19 protein-coding genes are annotated in these 18,289 nt (G+C 43.9%); 14 read left to right on the top strand and 5 right to left on the bottom strand.

Annotated features, from left to right (window positions below):
- The first annotated feature begins 129 nt into the window (after positions 1 to 129).
- The 9 genes from BTO09_RS06130 (at position 130) to BTO09_RS06090 (ending at position 4,582) form a co-directional block, all read left to right on the top strand.
- Complete coding sequence (locus tag BTO09_RS06130; protein ID WP_087523926.1) at positions 130 to 480, top strand: ribose-5-phosphate isomerase; 351 nt, start codon at positions 130 to 132, stop codon at positions 478 to 480.
- A 46-nt stretch (positions 481 to 526) separates the two neighbouring features.
- On the top strand, positions 527 to 817 hold the full coding sequence (locus BTO09_RS06125) for a hypothetical protein (RefSeq protein WP_087523925.1): 291 nt from the start codon (positions 527 to 529) through the stop codon (positions 815 to 817).
- 65 nt (positions 818 to 882) lie between these two features.
- Positions 883 to 1,461 carry a hypothetical protein gene (locus tag BTO09_RS06120; RefSeq protein WP_087523924.1) on the top strand — a complete coding sequence of 193 codons (579 nt, stop codon included), beginning with the start codon at positions 883 to 885 and terminating at the stop codon, positions 1,459 to 1,461.
- The gene (locus BTO09_RS06115; RefSeq protein ID WP_087523923.1) at positions 1,451 to 2,134 is read left to right on the top strand and encodes a DUF2490 domain-containing protein; all 684 of its coding nucleotides are present in this window, start codon (positions 1,451 to 1,453) and stop codon (positions 2,132 to 2,134) included. Before BTO09_RS06120 ends, BTO09_RS06115 begins: the two co-directional genes overlap by 11 nt.
- A 26-nt stretch (positions 2,135 to 2,160) precedes the next feature.
- A complete protein-coding gene (locus BTO09_RS06110; protein ID WP_087523922.1) occupies positions 2,161 to 2,487 on the top strand; it encodes a TfoX/Sxy family protein in 327 nt (108 codons plus the stop codon).
- Positions 2,488 to 2,587: 100 nt separating this feature from the next.
- A complete protein-coding gene (locus BTO09_RS06105) occupies positions 2,588 to 2,986 on the top strand; it encodes a hypothetical protein (RefSeq protein ID WP_087525505.1) in 399 nt (132 codons plus the stop codon).
- Positions 2,987 to 3,110: 124 nt separating this feature from the next.
- Positions 3,111 to 3,506 (top strand): carboxypeptidase-like regulatory domain-containing protein, encoded by a 396-nt coding sequence (locus BTO09_RS06100; protein ID WP_087523921.1) that lies wholly within the window; start codon positions 3,111 to 3,113, stop codon positions 3,504 to 3,506.
- A 3-nt stretch (positions 3,507 to 3,509) separates the two neighbouring features.
- Entirely contained in the window at positions 3,510 to 4,196 is a 687-nt protein-coding gene (locus BTO09_RS06095; RefSeq protein ID WP_087523920.1) for a transglutaminase domain-containing protein, read from the top strand.
- 23 nt (positions 4,197 to 4,219) lie between these two features.
- A complete protein-coding gene (locus BTO09_RS06090; protein WP_087523919.1) occupies positions 4,220 to 4,582 on the top strand; it encodes a hypothetical protein in 363 nt (120 codons plus the stop codon).
- Between the two features lie 49 nt (positions 4,583 to 4,631).
- Here BTO09_RS06090 and BTO09_RS06085 read toward each other — a convergent pair whose 3' ends face one another.
- The gene (locus BTO09_RS06085; RefSeq protein WP_087523918.1) at positions 4,632 to 5,240 is read right to left on the bottom strand and encodes a superoxide dismutase; all 609 of its coding nucleotides are present in this window, start codon (positions 5,238 to 5,240) and stop codon (positions 4,632 to 4,634) included.
- A 179-nt stretch (positions 5,241 to 5,419) separates the two neighbouring features.
- On the opposite strand from BTO09_RS06085, the gene BTO09_RS06080 reads away from it, so the two are divergent.
- From BTO09_RS06080 to BTO09_RS06060, 5 genes are all read left to right on the top strand, one after another.
- Entirely contained in the window at positions 5,420 to 8,506 is a 3,087-nt protein-coding gene (locus tag BTO09_RS06080; protein ID WP_087523917.1) for an exodeoxyribonuclease V subunit beta, read from the top strand.
- 40 nt (positions 8,507 to 8,546) lie between these two features.
- On the top strand, positions 8,547 to 9,743 hold the full coding sequence (gene kbl / locus BTO09_RS06075; protein ID WP_087523916.1) for a glycine C-acetyltransferase: 1,197 nt from the start codon (positions 8,547 to 8,549) through the stop codon (positions 9,741 to 9,743).
- A 123-nt stretch (positions 9,744 to 9,866) separates the two neighbouring features.
- A complete protein-coding gene (locus BTO09_RS06070) occupies positions 9,867 to 11,255 on the top strand; it encodes an OmpA family protein (RefSeq protein WP_087523915.1) in 1,389 nt (462 codons plus the stop codon).
- A gap of 63 nt (positions 11,256 to 11,318) precedes the next feature.
- Positions 11,319 to 14,027: a PD-(D/E)XK nuclease family protein gene (locus BTO09_RS06065; protein ID WP_087523914.1), complete on the top strand. Its 2,709-nt coding sequence runs from the start codon at positions 11,319 to 11,321 to the stop codon at positions 14,025 to 14,027.
- Positions 14,028 to 14,029: 2 nt separating this feature from the next.
- The gene (locus BTO09_RS06060; protein ID WP_087523913.1) at positions 14,030 to 14,866 is read left to right on the top strand and encodes a S9 family peptidase; all 837 of its coding nucleotides are present in this window, start codon (positions 14,030 to 14,032) and stop codon (positions 14,864 to 14,866) included.
- Here BTO09_RS06060 and moaA read toward each other — a convergent pair.
- From moaA to BTO09_RS06040, 4 genes are read right to left on the bottom strand one after another with little or no spacing between them, the layout of a single operon-like run.
- Positions 14,863 to 15,858 carry a GTP 3',8-cyclase MoaA gene (gene moaA / locus BTO09_RS06055; RefSeq protein ID WP_087523912.1) on the bottom strand — a complete coding sequence of 332 codons (996 nt, stop codon included), beginning with the start codon at positions 15,856 to 15,858 and terminating at the stop codon, positions 14,863 to 14,865. The two genes, BTO09_RS06060 and moaA, sit on opposite strands and share 4 nt — an antisense overlap.
- A complete protein-coding gene (gene moaCB / locus BTO09_RS06050; protein ID WP_087523911.1) occupies positions 15,858 to 16,769 on the bottom strand; it encodes a bifunctional molybdenum cofactor biosynthesis protein MoaC/MoaB in 912 nt (303 codons plus the stop codon). The genes moaA and moaCB overlap by 1 nt, the downstream gene beginning before the upstream one ends.
- A 1-nt stretch (position 16,770) precedes the next feature.
- Positions 16,771 to 17,208 (bottom strand): molybdenum cofactor biosynthesis protein MoaE, encoded by a 438-nt coding sequence (locus BTO09_RS06045; protein WP_198356540.1) that lies wholly within the window; start codon positions 17,206 to 17,208, stop codon positions 16,771 to 16,773.
- A 2-nt stretch (positions 17,209 to 17,210) separates the two neighbouring features.
- Positions 17,211 to 18,287 carry a HesA/MoeB/ThiF family protein gene (locus BTO09_RS06040; protein ID WP_087523910.1) on the bottom strand — a complete coding sequence of 359 codons (1,077 nt, stop codon included), beginning with the start codon at positions 18,285 to 18,287 and terminating at the stop codon, positions 17,211 to 17,213.
- Positions 18,288 to 18,289 lie beyond the last annotated feature (2 nt).

Raw genomic sequence — 18,289 nt, 5'->3', positions numbered from 1 at the left:
TTGAATAACTCAAAATTGTCTGGAGGGTCGGTTTCAATTACAAAGGTATAAGCGAGTTTGAATACTCAAGGCCTTCCTATTACGCGGCTGCTTTATAAAACAAGACAGATTTCTCAGTAATTTTATGCCATGTCCAAGTCTCAATATTATGTCTATGTGGTAGAGCTCTCAAAAAGAGTATTTACGGAGAATGCTAAATTCCGTAGCGCTAATCCACAATTCAACGGGGTGCTGCAATGCTTATATGTAGGCATGACTAGTACTTCACCCAAAGAGCGATTTGCACAACACAAGTCTGGTTACATCAGCAAAAAAGGCCACAAGATCTCTTCTAAATTGGTTGAAAAGTATGGCCTTTACTTAAGGCCTAGCCTTTACAATCACCTCAACCCCTTACCCAGTAGAGAAGCAGCCTTAAAAATGGAAGAAGCCTTGGCACTTGAACTCCGCAGAAAACGATATGCCGTGTGGTACAACTAAAAATCTCCGCGTTTTTAGTACCTTTAATTTCACCTACATAAACACTATGCCCGCACAGAACAAAAGGTTTATTACTATGCTTGTCGGTGGCCTTAGCTTGCTACTACTACCTGCATTGGCCATGCAATTTGACCAAACGGTGAATTGGGGCAAGGAAGACTTCGCGCTTGCAGCATTATTGATCTCTGGTACAGCAGTGGGTGTTGAACTAGCGCTTCGCATTTTTAAAAATCAGAAGTACAGAGACATAATAGTCATTGCCATAGTACTCTTGGCTATTTTACTCTTTATAGAAATTGGGGTAGGCCTATTTGGTTCACCTATAGCTGGAGACTGATCTAATTTCAACCCACTTCGATTATCGGTCTTAGGTCGTATCTTTATATTCGATTCTATCAAAAGATGCAATTTTTTAAGTCCATCCTTATCACTGTGCTACTTGCTGTTTCTACAACAGTATTTGCGCAGCAGAAATACGAAAACGAGATACGTATAAGCAGAGATAGCGTGCCTACTAAGGCATTAGAGTTCATAGACACAGCTCCTTTTGACAAAAAGATCCGATGGTATAAGGAATACTTTATAGACGGAACCTCGATTGAGGCAAAAACGCGATATCAGGGTAAGCGCTACAGTATTGAGTTCGACCCCTCCGGTGAGCTAGAAGACGTTGAGATAGATCATCGTTGGCGCCACGCTCCAGAGCAAGTGCGCTTACTTATGGAGAACTATTTACAAGAGCGGTTTGGTCATTACACTTTAGACAAACTCCAATTTCAATACAGCGGCCCTGCCAAGCAGGTTTTCGAATGGTTACACGAGCGTTTAAGCGCGGCGGAACTCACCCTGAGGTATGAGGTTGTGATCCACACTAAGGACAACGGAAAATACAAGCGTTATGAATTTCTTTTTGATGCCGAAGGAACACCATTGAGATCGGCAGAATTCATTCCAAAGAATTTAGACAACATTGAATACTAATAAGGTCTTATTGCTATTGGCCTTAGTTATTTCGGCCGGCACCTACGGGCAAAGCGAGTATCAGTTTGGTATACTGCCGGCTGTAAACCTCAATAAAGGCTTGAACCACGGTTACAAGATCAACTTTAAGGTAGAGTCTCGTCAGGGTTTTAAAGAAGGCTTATTTGAAGAAGACAACCCGTTTGATTATCAATATATATTAACCGACCTCACCACCTTGGTCGCCAAAAAAGTGGCTTATAATAAAACATTAGCCCTAGGTTATTTGTTCCGTATTCGAGGAGAGCAAATTGTGCATCGAAGCATACAGCAATACATCTGGACCAATAACTTGGCCCGTTTTAGATTGTCTCAGCGCATTGCCACGGACCAAACCTTTACTGCAAACAGCGCTCCGCAGTTTCGCTTGCGGTATCGCTTAGCTTCACAGATACCTTTTAATGGAGAAACGGTGGACCCAAAGGAATTCTATTTAAAGATCAATCACGAATATCTGAATCAGTTCGAGTCTGGAGAATACGATCTTGAAATTCGCTTGGTCCCTTTTGTGGGTTACAGCATGACAGATACCGAAAAACTCGAATTTGGTTTGGATTATCGGATCAACTCCTTTATCGATGGCCCGGCTTCGCACAGATTTTGGATAGCCTTGAATTATTATTTGAGCCTTTGATATATATTGTAGTATAAATTCGCGCTATGGCTTCAGATTCTTATTTTGTTGAATACGTTGTAGAGCAGATAAGTCCTGCGGGCGATATCATTTGTAAAAAAATGTTTGGCGAGTACGGGCTGTATTGCGATGGCAAATTCTTTGGAATGATCTGTGACGACAAATTCTTTGTCAAACCCACTGCCCCCGGCAAGACTTATATAGGAACTCCAACCGAGGCACCGCCTTACCCTGGTGCTAAGAACTGTTTTTTAATAGAGGAACAACTTGACGATAGTGCATGGCTAAGTGAATTGGTACGCCTAACGGCAGCAGCGCTTCCCGAACCCAAACCTAAAAAGAAGAAAAAGTGATTTTTGTCATTCTTCTAAGGTTCGGATTTATTTAGGATTGCATCTTAAATGTCTCCGTCTTTTGAAGCGCTTTTACCAAAGATTAAAAAACAACCACCTTTTGGCCATTACCATTGGCCTTGCTTATTTGTGGTTCGGCTTACTTAAATTTTTCCCAGGAGCAAGTCCTGCTGAAGTTCTGGCAAAACAAACCATAGAAGCCTTGACCTTTGGTGTATTACCGGCAGAGGTAGCTCTTTTTCTTCTAGCCGCTTGGGAAACTGCAGTAGGTGTACTTTTACTTTTAAATTGTTGCCGCCAAACTGCAGTTAAATTCGCATTGGTCCATATGCTATTTACATTTACTCCACTGTTTTTATTTCCCGATCTAGCTTTTTCGGAACCCCCTTTTTACTTCAGTCTTGTCGGGCAGTATATCTTTAAGAATCTCATTCTGGTGGCTGCTTTGATTTACCTTTTAAAGACCCCGGCCTTGGCAACGGTTGTGGAGGAGGAATAATTTTCTTTTCTTTAAGGAGAGGGTGCAAACCTATTCGCTCATTGAAAAGCCCTGTTCCCTCAATCTAACTTTCCATTAACAATTGACTGCTCTAGTTTTATTGGAAACGTAAAAAAATGATCTTATGAAATCTAATTTTAAAAGTGGGCTGCTAAAGTCCTTAAGTTTTATGGGGCTTTGCCTTATGCTGAGTCTTTTCGCGAATCCAGTTTTTGCGCAAGCGCGCACAGTTAGTGGTGTAGTTTCCAGCACGGACGGACCCTTAGAAGGTGCTACCGTTATTCTTAAAGGCTCTTTGGATTATGTTATAACGGACGAGGACGGAAAGTTCGAATTCCCAAGGGAGCTCAACAAAGACGATGTATTACTTATTACCGCTTTAGGTCTAGAAGATGCCGAAGTTGTCATTGAAGCAGATACTAATTTTATCTCGCCAATATTGGCAGACGATCCGGTGGTCATCATTGCGGCTTTAAGAACAGAACCTTCTAAAAAATCGCAACAACCAGAGCAACAATAGCGAATGCGACAACTTACACTTATAGTACTCTTTGCCTTTATAGTTCCTGCGCAGGCACAACGCGAGGATTTCGAACATATCGATCTCACTCGGGCAGATGCGCTTGCCAGAGACCTTAAAGGCGAAGATCTATATGCCTTACCCATCTTGGTACATCAGTTAACTGCCCCTTTGGAAACCGATGTGGAACGCTTTAGAGCCATCTATATTTGGGTGTGTCAGAATATTAAAGGCGATTACCCGCTGATGCTTGAAAATGATAAGATGCGTCGCAAACTGCACACAGACAGTTTGGCCTTAGAGCAGTGGAATTACGAGTTCAAAAAGGAGATCTTTCAGATCCTCAGAAAAAAGAAACGCACCACTTGCAGCGGATATTCCTACCTCCTGAAAGAGATGGCAGAACTTGCCGGCATAGAGGTTGCCATTGTAGACGGCTACGGTCCGATCAATAAACTAAAGATAGAACGCTTAAAAATTCCAAATCACTCCTGGAACGCTGTCAAACTGAACGACAAATGGTATCTCTGTGATGCCACTTGGGCATCTGGTTATACAGACCTGACCACCTACCTCTTTGAGTTCGATTATGACGACCAATATTGGTTGATGCCTCCAGAGGAATTTGCCGAGACCCATCAGCCGGAAGATCCTTCCTGGCTACTATTAGAGCTTTCTGCCAACGACTAAACAACATGATTAGACGAAAAATAATGGCGACTCTATTTGTTGCCTTTTGGTTTGTGCTTCCTATCTATGGTCAAACAAAAAAATATAGAATGGGTAGCTGCGAAGCTGGAACCTACAATGCTGAAAAGCAGGCGGCTGAAGGTAATTATACGATTAGTTATTACGGTTTACAAGTGCTGACTGCTGATCAATCGGAGTTTCGCAAATTCTACAAGGACTATTTAAAACAGCGTTATGGCGTAAGGCTTAGAGATGGAGGTTGTAGCATAATGGCCGAAACCAAATGTTACTCCAAAAGAATGTCAGAATTAGTAAATGCTAAATTTGGAAGCAACTTTGCTGAACGCAGTTTGAATGAGGCAGAAGCTCTATGGACTAAAAACTAAAAAGCCACTCCTTAACGGAATGGCTTTTTGCTTTTTACGTTGACGGATCTTATTTGGCCGCTTCGTAGTTTTTAGAAACCTGATCCCAGTTGATCACGTTAAAGAACGCTTGTACATAATCTGGGCGACGGTTTTGGTAGTTCAGGTAATAGGCATGCTCCCAAACATCAATGCCAAGGATCGGGGTTCCTCCGCAACCAACACCTGGCATAAGCGGATTGTCTTGGTTTGGCGAAGAGCAAACTTCTACTTTTCCTCCTGGGTGAGCACAAAGCCAAGCCCATCCAGATCCGAAGCGAGTTCCAGCGGCAGCTGCAAAGGCATCTTTAAAGCCTTCGTAACTTCCGTAAGCTTCGTTAATGGCATCGGCTAGGGCTCCAGATGGTGCTCCTCCGCCATTAGGCGACATTACTTCCCAGAACAAACGGTGATTGTAAAACCCTCCGCCATTGTTACGAACGGCGCCGTTGTTCATGTCTAAATTCTTTAAAATATCTTCGATAGACTTCCCGTCAAGGTCAGTTCCTTCGATAGCTGCATTTAGTTTGCTAGTATATCCTGCATGGTGTTTTCCGTGGTGGATCTCCATGGTGCGAGCATCGATATGCGGTTCTAAGGCATCGTGCGCGTATGGCAAGGCTGGTAGTTCAAATGACATATTGTATGTTTTTAAATTAAACGTCTTGTTTTAAGTGGTATAAAGATACGAATTAGCTGCAGGACAATTAAGCTTATGTATTATAAGATTGTTATGCGGGAATAACATAGATTTATACCTACTTTTAAAACCCTAGCAAATCCGTCGCCATAAAAACTACTGACCAAAAAGAACCTTTTGTGCTCTATGCCGCCTCTGCCGGTAGTGGAAAGACCTTTGCCTTGGTAAAGCGTTATTTAACGCAATTGTTGATTCCAGCTGCGACAGACAGTTACCGCTCGCTCTTAGCGATAACCTTTACCAACAAGGCAGTTGCCGAGATGAAGTCGCGGATCTTGCAGCAGCTCGATCACTTCACAAAATATCAAGAAAAGGATAAACTCACGGCCATGCAACATGAGGTCTGTGCAGCCTTAGACATCAAGGCGCCGGAGCTAGCCAGACGCTCCCAAGGCGTTTTGAAAGACCTATTGCATAATTACGGGGCTTTTGCGGTAGAGACCATTGACAGTTTTAATCATAGGTTACTGCGGACCTTTGCACGAGACCTCGGACTGCGATCTGACTTTGAGGTAACTACAGAGGCCGACCTACTCTTACAAGAAGCTGTGGATGCTGTATTGGCTCAGACTGGCACAGACGAATTCTTAACAGAGACTCTGGTGAATTTTGCCTTGCAAAACACCGAAGAAGACCGTAGTTGGGATCCTAGTGGCCCGCTCTTAGATAAGGCAAAGGTGCTGCTTCATGAAGACAGTATAGAACCGGTTAGACGGCTACAGGAAAAATCGACCGAAGACCTCAAGGCCTTAACCAAGCTCTTAGAAAAACGACGCTCAGAAACTCAAAATGGCTTAATCAATACTGCCAAAGAAGTACTTCAATGCCTTGCGGATTCCCAGTTGGAAGTCTCTCATTTCAATAGAGGTAGCTATCCGAACCACATGATCAAATTACGCGACGGCCAAGTGGTCAAGTGGGACAACAAATGGCAATTGGACATTGAGAACTACAACTTCTACACCCAAAAACAAGAAGCTTGGGTAAAAGATGCCATAGATGCCATACGCGAGCAGCTAATAGCCCTGTTTTATCAGGCTAAGGAATATGCCATTGCTGCGGATTGGTATCAGCGCCTATATCGAGAAGTGGTTCCTATGACCCTGCTCAACTATGTTCAAAAAGTATATCAAAGCATAAAGGACGATCAAAATCTGGTCACGGTGGCAGAGTTTAACCGACGTATCCACAACGAGATCAAGTCACAACCGGCTCCTTTTATCTATGAGCGTCTTGGAGAGCGCTACCGACACTTTTTTATAGACGAGTTTCAAGACACTTCGTCCATGCAGTGGAATAACTTGGTTCCTTTGGTAGACAACGCCCTCTCGCAACAAGACAGAACAGACCAACAAGGCACCTTGCTCTTAGTGGGTGATGCCAAACAATCCATTTATCGATGGCGGGGAGGTTTACCCGAGCAATTTTTAGATCTGAGTGAAGGTCAGACTCCTTTTGCTATTGCGGCCTCGTTGCACAAACTCCGCAGAAACTGGCGGTCTCGCAAAGAGGTCATCGACTTTAACAACAAATTGTTCAAGCATTTGGGAACCTACTTAGCAGAAGGTCCGTATCGGGATTGCTATTTAGAACAGGCTGAGCAAGAATTTAATGATAAAAAGGGCGGCCAGGTTACCTTAGAATTCTTTGAAGCTCAAAATAAGGAAGAGCGCGATCCGGAGTACATAGATCGCGTTAAAACAAAGATCGACCGCTGTCTTGAGCAAGGATATGCCCTAAAGGACATTTGCGTATTGACTCGCAAGAAAGACGACAGCAAAACCTTGGCCCAAGCCTTACAAGAAGATTACGCCGTGGTTTCTCCAGATAGTTTATTACTCAAGGAATCTACTTTGGTTCAACTGCTGATCTGTGGATTGCAATTGCGCGATAAAGCTGCGGATGCAGAAATACGTGTTGCCTTGCTTTGGAATTACCTAGAAATAATTGGAACCGAACAGCAGAATCACGCCTTGCTAAAGATGGTTAGTGCGGATTCTAACTCTGCACTTGAAAACGCCCTAAATGCATTAGCGCTCGATTTTTCTTTGGACCATATGAGTAGCCTAGGACTGTATGAGTCCTTGGAATACCTAATAAGAAGTTTTAAACTGCAGCCTTACATCACAGCCTACGAAAGGCATTTTCTGGATTTGGCCAGGAATTTTGAGCAACACAATAGCAGTGCAACCACAAACTTTCTAGAGGATTGGAAAAAGCAAGAAGATGCAGCGAGTTTACAGTTCCCAGAAAACCTGGATGCCATTAGACTTATGACGGTTCACAAGTCTAAAGGGCTTGAATTTCCGGTTGTCATTATTCCTTTTACGGATTCTGAGCTAATCAACAAGCGCAACGAATATCTATGGTATTCAATTGATCCGGAGCATTATTGCGGGTTTGAAGAGTTCCACCTACCCATAAATGCCATAAAGGATACAGATACAGACACCTACGAGCACTTTTTAGAGCAGCGTTTCTTTGACGAGCTCAACGTGTGGTATGTGGCCTTGACCCGTGCCGAAGATCAATTACACCTGATTAGCAGTAGCACCAAGGCAGACCAAAAAACATTTGGCGGATTGGTCCGCTCCTATCTAGATGCCTGCGAACCCCAGCGTGCAGATCAAAATAGCCTGACTTGGGGAACACCTGTAGTCCCAGAGGAGCAGCAAAAAGTAACCGAAGAAGCTCCGTCGGTATACATCAGCAGTGATAAATCAGACAATAAGATTCGCCTTATTGCAAGTCCGCGGGACAAATACCAAAAAGAAACCCGAGCCGCTCAAGACAGAGGGAACCGCTTGCACTTGTGGCTTTCTCAGATCAACTCAGAAGAAGAACTTCCCTTGCTTTTCGAACGCCTGGAAGTGCTGGCCCGTTACTCGCGCGAACAACTAGCTGCAGATAGGGCCCTTTTAGAGAAGCTGATCCAGCATCCTGAGGTGGCTCCATATTTTCGTGTAGGTGTGGAAGCCAAGAACGAAGCTGCCATAATAGATAGCTATGGAGAGATCCACCGTCCGGATCGATTGGTCATAGATGCGGATAGCATTGTGATCATAGATTACAAGTTCGGAAGCTCTGATCCGACCTATAGAGCACAGTTAGATCGCTATCAAGACGCTCTGCAACAACTCGGCTTTAAAAAATTCAAAAAAATACTCGTTTACGTACAAGAAGAAATAGAACTGGATACTTGGTAAATGCTCATAGGCTTTAATACCTTTGTAAAAAATCCATCTTATGTACGGAAATATCAAGCAGCATCTGCAAGAAGAACTCGAAGGCATCAAAGAGGCCGGGCTCTTTAAAAAAGAACGAATTATCACTTCTCCACAAGGTCCGGAGATCACTATAAGCACGGGAGAAACCGTGTTGAATTTCTGCGCCAACAACTATTTGGGGCTGTCGGCACATCCGGAGGTGATACAAGCCGCAAAAGACGCAATGGACACCCACGGTTTTGGGATGTCTTCTGTGCGCTTTATCTGCGGAACCCAAGATATTCACAAGACCTTGGAGCAAAAGATCGCTGAATATTACGGTACTGAGGACACCATTCTTTATGCTGCCGCCTTTGATGCCAATGGCGGGGTTTTCGAACCCTTGCTTACCAAAGAAGATGCGATCATCTCCGATTCTTTGAATCACGCCTCTATCATAGATGGTGTTCGCCTTTGTAAAGCGGCCAGATATCGCTATGAGAACAACAATATGGAAGATCTAGAAAAACAGCTTATCGCCGCCAACGAGGCTGGAGCTCGATTCAAGATCATTGTGACCGATGGTGTTTTCTCTATGGATGGTTTGGTTGCTCCTTTAGATAAGATCTGCGACTTGGCCGATAAGTACGACGCCATGGTAATGATAGACGAATGTCATGCCACTGGTTTTATTGGGCCAACCGGTCGTGGTACGCTAGAAGAAAAAGGCGTGATGGGTAGAATTGATATCATCACAGGAACCTTAGGCAAGGCCATGGGTGGAGCCATGGGTGGATATACCACTGCCAAAAAAGAGATCATTGAGATGTTGCGTCAGCGTTCCAGACCTTATTTGTTCTCCAATTCTTTGGCGCCAGCCATTGTAGGTGCTTCTATTAAGGTATTTGACATGTTGAGCAATGACACTAGCCTGAGAGATAAATTGGAGTCCAATACGGCTTACTTTAAAAAAGGGATGATGGATGCGGGCTTCGACATAATAGACGGAGACTCCGCAATTGTACCAGTAATGCTGTATGACGCAAAATTGTCACAGCAAATGGCAGACCTCTTATTGGAAGAAGGAATCTATGTAATAGGGTTCTTTTATCCGGTAGTTCCGAAGGGGAAAGCAAGGATCAGAGTACAGCTTTCTGCGGCCCACGAAAAAGAGCATCTTGACAAGGCGATTGAGGCCTTCAAAAAAGTGGGTAAAAAGTTAAATGTAATCGGCTAAAAACCTAAATAGGCTCTATAATAAAAGCTTATTACAAAAATTTTAGTAGATTTGCTTTTGTTAATAAAATTTAACAACATATTTTTGCTTCAATTAACACTTAAAAAAATTAAATTTTCTAATATGAAACATCTTAGCAGATTTTTAGTTGCTTCCTTGCTTGTCCTAGGGTTAAGTACTGCGAATGCACAAGACGAAAACAATCCTTGGGCTTTCAGCGTTGAGTTCAATGCCGTGGATACTTTCCCAGTTGGTACTGAGGATGTAGGAAGAACACCAGCATCAACTAAGGCTAACTTCTTCCAGGAGTTCTTCAACGTGAACGACCACTGGAACATTATCCCAGTTGTATCTAAAGTTTCTGTTGGACGTTATGTAGGTTCTGGACTTACTTTGACAGCTTCTGGATCTGTAAACCGTATCAACAAGATCGGAGATCTAAGAGTTGAAAACATTTCATACTATGCTGCTGACGGGCGTATTAGCTACAGCTTCAAAGATGTGATCGGTGGTCCAGGTGGATGGCTAGATCCAGTAATTGGAGTTGGTGGTGGTTACACTTGGGTAGATGACATAGGATTTGGTACTATGAACTTCGGAGCTGGATTCCGTTTCTGGTTGAGCGAGCAGTTCGGTATCAATGTTGAATCTACTTACAAGCACGCCTTCGAAGATGTTTACGGAATTCGTCACTTCCAGCACTCTGCTGGTGTGATCTTCACTTTCGGTGGAAAAGACACTGACGGTGACGGTATCTACGACAAAGACGATGAGTGTCCAGAAACTCCAGGTCTTCCTGAGTTCAACGGATGTCCTGATTCTGACGGTGATGGTATCGAAGATCGTAACGATGCTTGTCCTGACGTAGCTGGTGCTGCTGAATTCAACGGTTGTCCTGACACTGACGGTGACGGTATCGCTGATCCAGACGACGCTTGTCCTACTGTAGCTGGTCTTAAGTCTTTAGGTGGATGTCCTGATGCAGACGGTGACGGAATCAAAGATTCTGACGATAACTGTCCTAACGAAGCAGGTCCTGCTGCTAACAACGGATGCCCTTGGCCAGATTCTGACGGTGACGGTGTACTAGACAAAGATGACAACTGTCCTGATGTTGCCGGAACTGTTGCTAACAACGGATGTCCAGAAGTAACTGTAGAAGTGATCAACACTTTGAACGAGTACTCTAAGACTATCTTGTTCGACACTGGTAAATCAACTATCCGTCAAGAGTCTTACGCTGTTCTACAGAACATCGTTGACATCATGAAAGAATACCCTAACACTACTTTCGTTATCGAAGGACACACTGACAGTGTAGGTAGAGATGCTACTAACCAGAAGCTATCTGAAGATCGTGCTGCTTCTGTTAAGTCTTACCTAACGACTATCGGAATGGAGTCTTCTCGTCTAATCTCTGTAGGTTACGGTGAGTCTCGTCCAATCGCTTCTAACAACACTAGAGCTGGACGTCAAGAAAACAGACGTGTAGAGATTTCTTTGCAGAAATAAGAAATCCCTCAAATACATAAAGAAACGCCTCCGAGTATCGGGGGCGTTTTTTATTTTTATGCTATGCAAGCATTCATTGCCCAGTGCTGGGATCATTTACGACAAGAGGTTACAGACCCTGCACAACTTCGCTGCATAGTGCCCAGCATAAGAGCTGGTAACTTTCTACGGCAATGCATACAGGAAAGTCAAACAGCGCCCGGCTTTTTACCTGACATTATCCCTATAGAAGCCTTTATTCAAGAGGTTGCAGATCTGCAGATCATAGACGAGCTGCCCTTGCTTTTTGAGTGCTACCAGGTATATCTAAATCGACAACCAGATCAACCCAAAGAAGACTTTGACACTTTCAGCTCATGGGCTACTATTCTTCTCGGCGATTTCAATGAGATAGACAGGTACTTGGTGCCGACCGACTCCTTTTTCTCCTACTTGGCGAGTATACAAGAATTGAATCACTGGTCTACCCACGATACCCAGTCAGATATGGTGCGCGCTTATCTTCAGTTTTGGAATGAACTTCCTGAATACTACGGAGATCTTAAAGACATTCTTGCCTCCAAAGGTTTAGGTTATCAAGGCATGGTGTATCGCGAAGCCACGGAACAAATAGCTTATTATTTGGAGGCTAAGGGAGAACGTCCTCATGCGTTCATAGGCTTTAACGCATTGAATACTGCGGAACAGTTCCTGTTCCAGGAGTTTCTTGCGCATGGGTCTCATTTTGTCCTGTGGGACGCAGATAATCATTTTATTGGCGACAAAGGGCATAGCGCATCATTGTTTATGCGGCGCTATTTCAAGACCTGGTCGTATTATGAAAAACATCAGCCGCAGTTTATAGGAGATAATTACAGTACTCCCAAGGATATTGCCTTGGTAGAGGCGGCTAATGCGCTGGACCAAGTAAAAGAAATTGGAAATCTACTCAAAGACCTATCTGCGGACCAACAACGCAACACGGCCATTGTCCTGGCAGATGAAGAACTTCTATTGCCTTTATTGAACTCGCTTCCTGCAAATGTTCACAAAGTAAACGTGACCATGGGAGTCAGTTTAAAAAGCCAGCCCTTAACACTCTGGGTTATGGCTCTAATGGAGCTGCATATTCGTTATCCTAAAAACTTCTATTACAAAGCCCTGTTCAAGGTGCTGGAACATCCTGTTTGCCAACTGATATTAGCAGATGGAAGTCTTTTAGTTCAAAAAATGACGCGGGAAAATCAGATCAGTATAAATAAAGAGGCTATCTGTGCTAACCTCAAGGCGGAAGATCAACATCTACTAGAGTTGTTATTTGCCAGTTGGCCATCGGAAGCGGATTCTGCGCTGAATAGATTAGAACAAATCATAGCTAGCGTAGCCGAAAGCTCCAACGATCTTCATAGAACTGCGTCCGTAAAACTATTGGCTGTTTGCACACAACTAAAAAATATGCAACAACGCTACGGCTCGCTTAAATCGCTAGAAGCCTTACGCAATATCTTTAGGCAACTTGCTGGCAAACAGCAGCTGGACTTTCAGGGTGATGCCTATGATGGTCTTCAGATAATGGGTGTACTAGAGAGTCGGGCTTTAGATTTTCAGCGGATTATCATGTGCTCTGTCAACGAAGGCTTTCTTCCTAGTGGTAGTGCAGCTCCGTCTTATATTACCAACGACATGAAATATCAATATGGCTTGCCAGGTCTCTTTGAGAAGGACGCCATATTCGTTTATCATTTTTACAGACTATTGCATAGGGCCAAAGACATTACGTTATTCTACACCGCTGTCGGTTCCGGTTTTCAGGCCAAAGAAGAAAGCAGACTCATCAAACAGCTGCGCAACAATCATCCGCAGCATAAAATCAGCCAAAGAACATTAAAAACTAAGATGAATGCGACCAAGGTCGCTTTAAAGGTAATTCCGAAGGATTCAGATATACTTGAAAGACTACAGCAGATTGCGGCTAAGCAGTTCAGTCCATCCAGCCTGATCACCTACATCTGGAATCCAATTGAGTTCTACAAACAGAAGATCTTAGGTGTTGGCCCTGCAGACATCCTAGAAGAAGACATTGCCCTTAACACCCTAGGCTCTGTGGTTCACGAAACCATTGAAACGCTCTATAAACCGCTAGCGGGTAGTAAACTTACCGAAGCTGTCTTAAAAGCCCTCCTACCCAAAATAACGCCCACTTTGGCAGCGCAAAGTATAAAACATCTGGGCAAACACTACCTGGCGGGTAAAAACCGGATTGTATTCGAAGTTGCCCAAAAATACGTGCAGTTCGCAATCCAAAGCGACCTAAACCACCTAACGGCAGGACGTGAAATTAACCTAATAGCAGTAGAAATGCCGCTTCGAGCTGTCTTTGACCACCCAAGTTTGGGACCGATACACTTAGGAGGAACAGCAGATAGAGTCGACACTTTGGACGGAAAACTTCGTATTATAGACTATAAGACTGGCAAAGTAGAGCCCAATCAATTGCAACTGGCAAATTGGGAAGTGCTAACAACCGATTATAAATACAGTAAGGCTTTCCAAGTGCTTATGTATGGCTATATGTATTGGTTGGAACACAAGTCTATACCCGACCAAGCTGGGATTATATCTTTTAGGAAACAGTCGGAAGATTTTATGGCTTTTGGGTGGAAAACCCCTGGTAGTAGACAACTCGACCATCAACTCACCGAAGCCACCTTGAATAGTTTTGAGCAAGAACTAAGCAAATTGATAGCAGAGCTCTTTAATCCAGAAATCCCATTTACCGAAAAAGAAATTTGACCATGACCCACTCCTTTCAACTATTACCCGATCACGGCCGCGCTATTATTGGAGATCTACATTTGGCACAGGGAGACAGAAGAGATGATCTGATCGTCTTTTGCCATGGATACAAGGGATTTAAAGACTGGGGAGCTTGGCATTTAATGGCTAAAGCTTTTACTGAAGCTGGCTTTGATTTTGTGCGATTCAATTTCTCTCACAATGGTGGAACTGTTGAACAACCGATAGACTTCCCAGATCTAGAGGCCTTTTCAGAGAACAATTACAGCTTGGAAATGAGCGACCTGCAAATGGTTCTAGATCATTTTAGTTCAGCCGAACAAACTCCATTGGCTCCACCTAAAAATATCTACCTACTAGGCCATAGTAGGGGCGGTGGGATAGTCATGTTAACTGCGGCTCAAGACAAAAGGATAAATAAAGTGGCAACCTTAGCCGCGGTTAGTGATTATCAGGCGCGATTTTTAGAAGGAACCCCACATTTTGAAACCTGGAAGGCCACTGGAATAACCCATATTGAAAATAGTAGGACCGGACAGCTGCTCCCTCATAAATTTCAGTTTTATCTGGATTTTATCGCTAACGAGGAACGGCTCACTATCAGTAAAGCCGTCAAAGAGCTAAAGGTGCCTCAACTAATAGTTCACGGAACGCAAGATCCTACGGTAGCCCTTAAAGAAGCACGGGCCTTGCATCATTGGAATCCTGACAGTGGTTTGTTAATTATCGATGGAGCAGATCATGTTTTCGGGATGCAACACCCTTGGAATAAACCTGAGTTGCCAGCAGCTATGCAAGAAGCTGTCTCAGCACTCATTGCATTCTATAGTGCTTAACCTCCAATGGCGATCATGCTGCGATTGTTATTGTAATTCTCCGGATCGCTGAACGATTCGTCGGATTCCATCCCCGCACGCACTGCAAATTTTGCTTTCACTGCCTGATTGATTAGCGGTAGAATATCTTGACCTGCTCGGAAGGGCGTCAACAGGTCTACTTCAGCATTAGAGAACAAACAGTTCTTGATCCGACCATTGGCTGTGAGTCGAATTCTGTTACAGGTATCACAAAAGGGATTGGTAACCGTACTGATCATGGCGAAGCTGCCCGCATACCCCTTTACTTTATAGTTCCGAGAAGTGTCATTCATACTATCGGTAAGCCGTTCTACTTGTGACACGGTCCAACGGTCAAAAACCGACTTTAAGATCTCTTGTTCTGCTACCAGCTTGTCTTTGTTCCAGCGGTTGCCGTCAAAGGGCATAAACTCTATAAAACGCATGCTTACCGGCATGGTTTCCGTATAGGCAACAAAATCGACGATCTCCTCATCGTTAAAACCTTTGATGAGCACACAATTGATCTTAACCTTGAACCCTTCTGCAAGCAGCAGTTTAATGTTTCGTTTTACAGCGGCAAAATCGTCACGTCGCGTAATGGATCTGAATTTCTCCGGATGTAAGGTATCTAAGCTAACATTGATGGTTTTGATCCCTGCGGACTTTAATTGGGTGATGTAGCGGTCAATCAGCACGGCATTGGTCGTTATTGTCAGTTCGACTGGCAAACCGCTTAAACGCGATAAGATCTCTTCAAAATCTTTCCTGACCAAGGGTTCGCCACCAGTAAGTCGGATCTTAGTAACCCCGAGTTTTACAAATTGCTGCGCCAGAGCGAAGATCTCGTCTGCTGTCATTAATTGCGCCCTGGGACTCAGTGGGATCCCATGCTCAGGCATGCAATAGGTACAACGCAAATTGCACCGCTCTGTCAACGAGATTCGCAAATAGTTATGCGCTCTGCCAAATGTGTCCTTGAGTGCCTCCATTAATCGTGTCTTTCTCCTCCCATTACATTAAACAAATGCAAAGCCGCCGGAAAAACGGCTTGCATAGACTCTTGAGCACCTTTTGTAGAACCCGGCAAGGCCATTACCAAAACATTGCCAATGGTGCCAACCAAAGAGCGTGAGAGCATGGCGTAAGGCGTGCGTTGTTGCCCATAAGAACGGATGGCCTCTTCCATCCCTGGAATACGCCTTTCCATTAAGGGTTCCAAGGTCTCTGGGGTAAGATCTCTTGGCGAGAGTCCTGTACCTCCGGTATAAATTATAAGTTGACATCCTTGAGCTATCCCTTTATTCAAAACAGATTCTATTTTTTCGGGCTCATCAGGAATTACCGTATAATCGATTTTGTCTAAACCGTGATTTTCCAACTCCGCTACGATCGTTTTGCCAGCCTTGTCCTGCTTATCACCAACTGAAATACTATCGGAACAGACAACCACCAACGCTTTTATATTTCTAGAAAGTCGTTTTCTGTGTGTGGATTTGCCACCAAATTTCTCTAACAACTTGATCTCCCCGATACTCACTTGTTTGTCGATCGGTTTAAGCATGTCGTAAACAGTCAAAGCGACAACACTAGCACCATGCATGGCTTCCACCTCAACTCCAGTCTTATACAATGTCTTTACTGTCATTAAGATATGCAGCTCCATCGGATGGAATTCATAATCAATTGCGGTATACTCAATTGGAAGTGGATGGCAATCCGGCAATAGATCCGGTGTTTTTTTAACGCCTAATAATCCAGCAGCCTTTGCCATAGCCAAGACATTGCCTTTTGGTACTCGATCTTCGCGAATGGCAGTCAAAGTCTCTTCGGACCCAACGCGGACCACAGCACGCGCAATAGCCGTTCTCAGGGTAGTTCCCTTATGTGTAATGTCTACCATACTACTGGTTTACTTTCCATTGATGTGATTGATCCGCTAACAATTCTTTACCAAAAACCGGAGCTTCTGCTTTGATAGATTCCACAACAAACTCTAAGGCTCTAAAGCACACTTTTCTATGAGGTGACGAAACAAAGACGAATAAGCAGATCTCTCCTGCTTTTACAAGTCCTAAGCTGTGATAAATATGCATACAAGTAATTTCAAATCTTTCGAAAGTGTTCTCTCTGATCTGATGCATCACTTTATTGGCCATTTCTGTATAGGCCGAATATTCAATAGCTCCAACGGTAGTTTCACCTACCTGGTCTGCTCGGACCTGGCCCAAAAATATATCGTGCGCACCTATCCCTGTTTTGCTTTGATGTTTAGCAATGGATTGTGCTATAAAATCAGGACTGATGGGTCCCTCTCTAAATACGTTCTTAATAGCGTTCATACTTACTTACTATTTTCAATTTTTCTTTTTAAGACTGCGGCAGAGGCCTCAAGTACATAGGCATGTTCAAAGCCTTGACTGCGCATAAGATCAACCGCGTTACGGGCTCGCTGTCCGCCTTGACAGAATACAATATAGGTTTGCGCTCTATCGAGTTCGTCAAAGCGACCTGATAGTTGATTCAAGGGTATCCTATGGATTGGAACTTGCTGTACTTCAGGAAGTTCATCTAACTCACGTACGTCGAGAAAATCCGCTCCTTGATAATCGGGTAGCTGATCGATAGAGATATTTGGGGTGAGCTCTTGTGGCCGGAGGTGTGGCAATGCTGCAGTATCAACGGTTGTAATATCTTTCTCTTTTTGATCAGCGTCAAAAGTTCGACGCAATTGCATTTTTCTCATGCTAAAATCCTTCATATTCATAAAGAACACGAACGTATTAGGCAACTCATTTGGCCATAGAAAAAACTGCATGGCCAGTTGCGCCATCTGCATCCCGATAATACCTGATACAGTTCCTAAGACACCTATTTCCACGCAACTTGGCACTTCTCCTGCTTTGGGGGGCTGCGGATACAAACAGCGATAGCTTGGGCCATGCTGATAGTTGAAAAGTGCAAATTGACCTTCGTTTTTGTATAAGGCTCCGAAAATCCAAGGCTTATCCAGTGCAACACAGACATCGTTTATCAAATAACGCGCTTGGAAATTGTCTGTAGCATCTACTATAAGATCGTACTGTTCAAAGACAGTCGTGGCATTATCTGCATGAATTCCCTCGGAATAAGTCTGCGTCTCAACCTCCGGATTGATCGCCATTAAGCGTTGTTGTGCAGCTTCTACCTTTGGTCTACCAACATCATCCGTAGTGTATAATAGTTGCCGATGCAAATTGGACAAAGACACTGTATCAGCATCTGCAATGCCCAATTTTCCTAAACCGGCTGCCGCCAAATATTGTAAAATTGGGCTACCCAGACCTCCCGCACCTACGACCAATACGGACGCTTCGGATAAGGCCAATTGACCTTGTGTCCCAACTTCTTCTAATTGTATTTGACGCCTATACCTTTCCATGA

It is taken from the genome of Gilvibacter sp. SZ-19 (assembly GCF_002163875.1).
Taxonomy (GTDB): domain Bacteria; phylum Bacteroidota; class Bacteroidia; order Flavobacteriales; family Flavobacteriaceae; genus Gilvibacter.
This window is presented reverse-complemented; position numbering and strand designations above follow the sequence as displayed.

What these genes read in the sequence shown, in the direction of transcription:
- BTO09_RS06130 (WP_087523926.1), top strand. Translation starts at nt 130, where the DNA reads ATGTCCAAGTCTCAATATTATGTCTATGTGGTAGAGCTCTCAAAAAGA.
- BTO09_RS06125 (WP_087523925.1), top strand. Translation starts at nt 527, where the DNA reads ATGCCCGCACAGAACAAAAGGTTTATTACTATGCTTGTCGGTGGCCTT.
- BTO09_RS06120 (WP_087523924.1), top strand. Translation starts at nt 883, where the DNA reads ATGCAATTTTTTAAGTCCATCCTTATCACTGTGCTACTTGCTGTTTCT.
- BTO09_RS06110 (WP_087523922.1), top strand. Translation starts at nt 2,161, where the DNA reads ATGGCTTCAGATTCTTATTTTGTTGAATACGTTGTAGAGCAGATAAGT.
- BTO09_RS06100 (WP_087523921.1), top strand. Translation starts at nt 3,111, where the DNA reads ATGAAATCTAATTTTAAAAGTGGGCTGCTAAAGTCCTTAAGTTTTATG.
- BTO09_RS06095 (WP_087523920.1), top strand. Translation starts at nt 3,510, where the DNA reads ATGCGACAACTTACACTTATAGTACTCTTTGCCTTTATAGTTCCTGCG.
- BTO09_RS06090 (WP_087523919.1), top strand. Translation starts at nt 4,220, where the DNA reads ATGGCGACTCTATTTGTTGCCTTTTGGTTTGTGCTTCCTATCTATGGT.
- BTO09_RS06085 (WP_087523918.1), bottom strand. Translation starts at nt 5,240, where the DNA reads ATGTCATTTGAACTACCAGCCTTGCCATACGCGCACGATGCCTTAGAA.
- kbl (WP_087523916.1), top strand. Translation starts at nt 8,547, where the DNA reads ATGTACGGAAATATCAAGCAGCATCTGCAAGAAGAACTCGAAGGCATC.
- BTO09_RS06070 (WP_087523915.1), top strand. Translation starts at nt 9,867, where the DNA reads ATGAAACATCTTAGCAGATTTTTAGTTGCTTCCTTGCTTGTCCTAGGG.
- BTO09_RS06065 (WP_087523914.1), top strand. Translation starts at nt 11,319, where the DNA reads ATGCAAGCATTCATTGCCCAGTGCTGGGATCATTTACGACAAGAGGTT.
- BTO09_RS06060 (WP_087523913.1), top strand. Translation starts at nt 14,030, where the DNA reads ATGACCCACTCCTTTCAACTATTACCCGATCACGGCCGCGCTATTATT.
- moaA (WP_087523912.1), bottom strand. Translation starts at nt 15,858, where the DNA reads ATGGAGGCACTCAAGGACACATTTGGCAGAGCGCATAACTATTTGCGA.
- moaCB (WP_087523911.1), bottom strand. Translation starts at nt 16,769, where the DNA reads ATGGTAGACATTACACATAAGGGAACTACCCTGAGAACGGCTATTGCG.
- BTO09_RS06045 (WP_198356540.1), bottom strand. Translation starts at nt 17,208, where the DNA reads ATGAACGCTATTAAGAACGTATTTAGAGAGGGACCCATCAGTCCTGAT.
- BTO09_RS06040 (WP_087523910.1), bottom strand. Translation starts at nt 18,287, where the DNA reads ATGGAAAGGTATAGGCGTCAAATACAATTAGAAGAAGTTGGGACACAA.